Genomic DNA, 3717 nt, shown 5'->3' on the forward strand with positions numbered 1-3717 from the left:
GATTGCCAGAGGGAAATCGGCGCCTGTGTTTGTGCTATTCGGATTTGACAAGCGCATGGGGCGGACGTACTATTCATCTCGTCAACGGCGCTCTCGCCGATGACCCGACGGGGCGAATCCCGACGGAACTGCCGGGGCGAATCCCGGCACTGGACGAACCTATGACCACGCGCGCTGATGCCCTCCTGACCCTTGCCCGTTGTTCCCTCCTGCCGAAGTTCGCTTCCATGGCGGAGGAGATCCCGGCCATCGTCACAAAACGGGCAGTGAGCGCCAACCGAAACGAAGTCAGCTGCACCGTCCATGCAATCAAAGGAATCTTCCTCTGCTACGACGATGCGTTCAGAGGGAAGGTGTTGCCTCACTCCCTCTACATGGACCACAAGGGTCGATTGCTCCGTACGACTACGGTGCGGTCGACGCGCGCGGAGAGCGAGGTTGAGACGACGACACTCGACTACGTTTCCGATGATGCAATGAATGGGGCAGACAGGGACATGGTGATGCACCGATGCCTGTCTGCCGGGGAACTCGCGCAGACGCAGATTGGTCAGCCGAAGGTGAAGCCGGTTGCGGTCGCCGCAGCGTAGAGGAGATTTCCACAACGCCCCCTAGTATCGCCTAGGGGGCTATTCCGGATGCGCCGGGGGCGTCCTCGAGGACGTTCCTGGCGCGTCCGCATCCGGCATGCCCTCGCGCCCGCGCTCGTGCCCGGTGCAGCTCGCGCGGCACGTCGCCGGGGCTGACGCCGGCGCCGGAGGCTGGCAGGTCCTGCATCTCGCGGGAGTGACTGGCTCTCGGGGCGGGGTGGCGCCGGGGCCTGAAGGCCGGCACCGCCCTCTCCTCGCGCCCGCGCTCGTGCCCGGTGCAGCTCGCGCGGCACGTCGCCGGGGCTGACGCCGGCGCCGGAGGACCAGGTCCTCCGCGCGAAGCTCGAGCAGCCCGCGGAAGTGACTGGCGTCTCGGGGCGGGGTGGTGCCGGGGCCTGAAGGCCGGCACCGCCCTCCCCTCGCGCCCACGCGCTCGGCGTGGCTCGCGCGGCACGTCGCCGGGGCTGACGCCGGCGCCGGAGGACCAGGTCCTCCGCGCGAAGCTCGAAGCAGCCCGCGGAAGTGACTGGCGTCTCGGGTCGGGGTGGTGCCGGGGCCTGACGGCCGGCACCGCCCTCCCCTCGCGCCCGCGCTCGTGCCCGGCGGAGCTCGCGCGGCACGTCGCCGGGGCTGACGCCGGCGCCGAAGGCTGGCAGGTCCTGCAGCTCGCGGGAGTGACTGGCTCTCGGGGCGGGGTGGCGCCGGGGCCTGAAGGCCGGCACCGCCCTCCCCTCGCGCCCACGCGCTCGGCGTGGCTCGCGCGGCACGTCGCCGGGGCTGACGCCGGCGCCGGAGGACCAGGTCCTCTGCGCGAAGCTCGAGCAGCCCGCGGAAGTGACTGGCGTCTCGGGTCGGGGTGGTGCCGGGGCCTGATGGCCGGCACCGCCCTCCCCTCGCGCCCGCGCTCGTGCCCGGTGCAGCTCGCGCGGCACGTCGCCGGGGCTGACGCCGGCGCCGGAGGACCTGGTCCTCTGCGCGAAGCTCGAGCAGCCCGCGGAAGTGACTGGCGTCTCGGGTCGGGGTGGTGCCGGGGCCTGACGGCCGGCACCGCCCTCCCCTCGCGCACTGTTTGATGGGTGTGAATGTAGGTGCCCGGCTGCTCTATTGGACATCTGGTTGGGTGGACGTGTGGACACGTGGACGTCCACGCTAATAATTCCAAGTGCCACACTGCATGTCAGGGCGGGCTGGTAGCTCCATTTGTTGCTGGCGGTCGATGCAAGTGCCCGCTTGTGCGCCTTCATATCGTTGTGATTGTTCGGCCATTGCAATGGGCGTCAAACCGTCCGGCCACGTGGACGTGTGGATGCGTGGACATCCACGCTGTAGCCGGGCTGTGACGGCGAATGCCGCCATGGTTAGGCGGCTATCGTCATGGATTTTGGGTCGTCCAGTCACGTGGACGTGTGGACACGTGGATGTCCACGTGATGTTGAGTTGATGTGATGTGGTGGGTGGTAGGTGGAGTGAATAGTCTCTTGACGACGTGGGGAGGTTCGTGCGAAGGCCTGTGGGGCGGCGGTTGTTGGTGCGGATTGCTGAGAGGCGGTGTGTCGTGAAGGTTGTGACTGTGAGTACACAGAAGGGTGGCGCCGGGAAAACCACGTCAGCTGTTCATCTGGCGGTCGGGCTGAATAGGGCTGGGTATCGGGTTTTGGTTGTCGACCTTGACGCGCAGGCTCATGCCTCTAAGTGGTTGCTCCCGGCTATCCCTCGGGATGCGCTTGGTGCTGCCGGTGTTCTTGAGTCCGGCGAGCCTCCAGCTGAGGAAGATTTGCTGCCGGTGCCGAACCGTCCCGGCTTGTCGGTACTGCCCGCCAGCCTTGCGCTTCGAAAGTCGAACATCACCCTTAGAGAGAACCCTGGCGCGGATAGGGTTCTTTCGAGTGCGCTCGCGCCCATCGGCGGCTCGTTCGACTTCTGCATCATCGACACACCCCCAGCGGTCGAGTTGGTGACGTACAACGCTCTCGCAGCGGCAGACTATGTCTTGGTCCCTGTGACGAGTGCGTTCCTTGCCCTTGACGGTCTAGGCGAGCTGCAGAAGACCCTCGAACTCGTCAGAAGCCGGACCAATCCACGGCTGGAGGTTCTCGGGTACCTGCACTTGGCGGTGACCAAGGGCTATTCGAACTCCACCGAGGTTCGGGAGATTCTCCAGAAGAAGCAGGGGTCCAAGCTGCTGAAGTGCGAGATTAGGACCTCAAGCGTCCAGATGACGATCGCCGCGCACCGCCTCACCGCTTGGGACAAGGAGGCTGGTGATGAGCGTGGCCTCGAGGATTGGACTGCGGTTCAGGCGGAGATCCTCGGGCGAATGGGTGTGAAGGCAGCGGCAAAGCCTGCGACGGCAAAGAAGCAAGCGAGTCCGAAATCGAAGGCGGTGACTACCGCACGGAGCGTCAAGGGCACCGCCAAGGTGCCAGCGCGGAAGGCGAGGGCGACATGAGTGCGAAGCGCAAGAAAATGGGAGAAGCGGGGCTGAGGGCTGCAGGCGGCGACGTCCTGGACGAACTCTCTGGGGGGACGCCGGCGGCTGATGCCCCCCCGGCACGGCCAACTCTCGTCACGCGAGTGCCAGATGCCGCAGCGCAGCCCGCCCAGAAGGTGCCTCGTCCCAGGTCGGTGAGTGCGCCTCCTCCCTCAGAGGCCCCCGCGCCTGCTGGCGGTGCCCATGTCCGCTACGTGAGCACGAATTACCAGGTGACGCAGGAGCAGGCCGAAGCGCTGATGGATGAAGCATATGAGCGGAGGAAGCAGCGTGGTGGTGGGCGGCTAGATGCCTCGGAGGTTCTGCGCGAGATCGTCGACGAGTGGCGCACTGCTCGCGGCAAGTAGCACGGGATAGGGTTGCAGCAACGGCGGGCGTCCTCAACCGAGGGCGCCTTTCTCGTTTGGGCGGTCACAGGCGTGCGGTGTGGCCGAAGCCCGTCATGTTCTCTCCTACTGCCCGTTGAGCGGTGACGGGGGCGCGTCCGACGCAGGCCTCACCGTGAGGCATCAAAGGCCGAGCGAGGAGTGCCGGACGTTCACCGTCGGAGGCCGTGCAAGGGGTGTCCAATTCGAGGCCGCGTGGTGCCGCGGGCCTAGAAGCGTCCGCCTCGGGCGCGTTCGGCCGCGCCAGGGA

3 protein-coding genes are annotated in these 3717 nt (G+C 66.8%); all 3 read left to right on the top strand.

Annotated features, from left to right (window positions below; genetic code table 11):
• The coding region (locus tag FJV41_RS48415; RefSeq protein WP_220137968.1) for a hypothetical protein at nt 1–590 on the top strand (590 nt) is incomplete at its 5' end.
• A gap of 1555 nt (nt 591–2145) precedes the next feature.
• A complete protein-coding gene (locus tag FJV41_RS48420; RefSeq protein ID WP_181791495.1) occupies nt 2146–3039 on the top strand; it encodes a ParA family protein in 894 nt (297 codons plus the stop codon).
• Nucleotides 3040–3275: 236 nt separating this feature from the next.
• Entirely contained in the window at nt 3276–3428 is a 153-nt protein-coding gene (locus FJV41_RS52920) for a hypothetical protein (protein WP_181791497.1), read from the top strand.
• The last annotated feature ends 289 nt before the right edge of the window (nt 3429–3717 follow it).

The sequence above is a fragment of the Myxococcus llanfairpwllgwyngyllgogerychwyrndrobwllllantysiliogogogochensis genome (assembly GCF_006636215.1).
Taxonomy (GTDB): Bacteria; Myxococcota; Myxococcia; order Myxococcales; family Myxococcaceae; genus Myxococcus; species Myxococcus llanfairpwllgwyngyllgogerychwyrndrobwllllantysiliogogogochensis.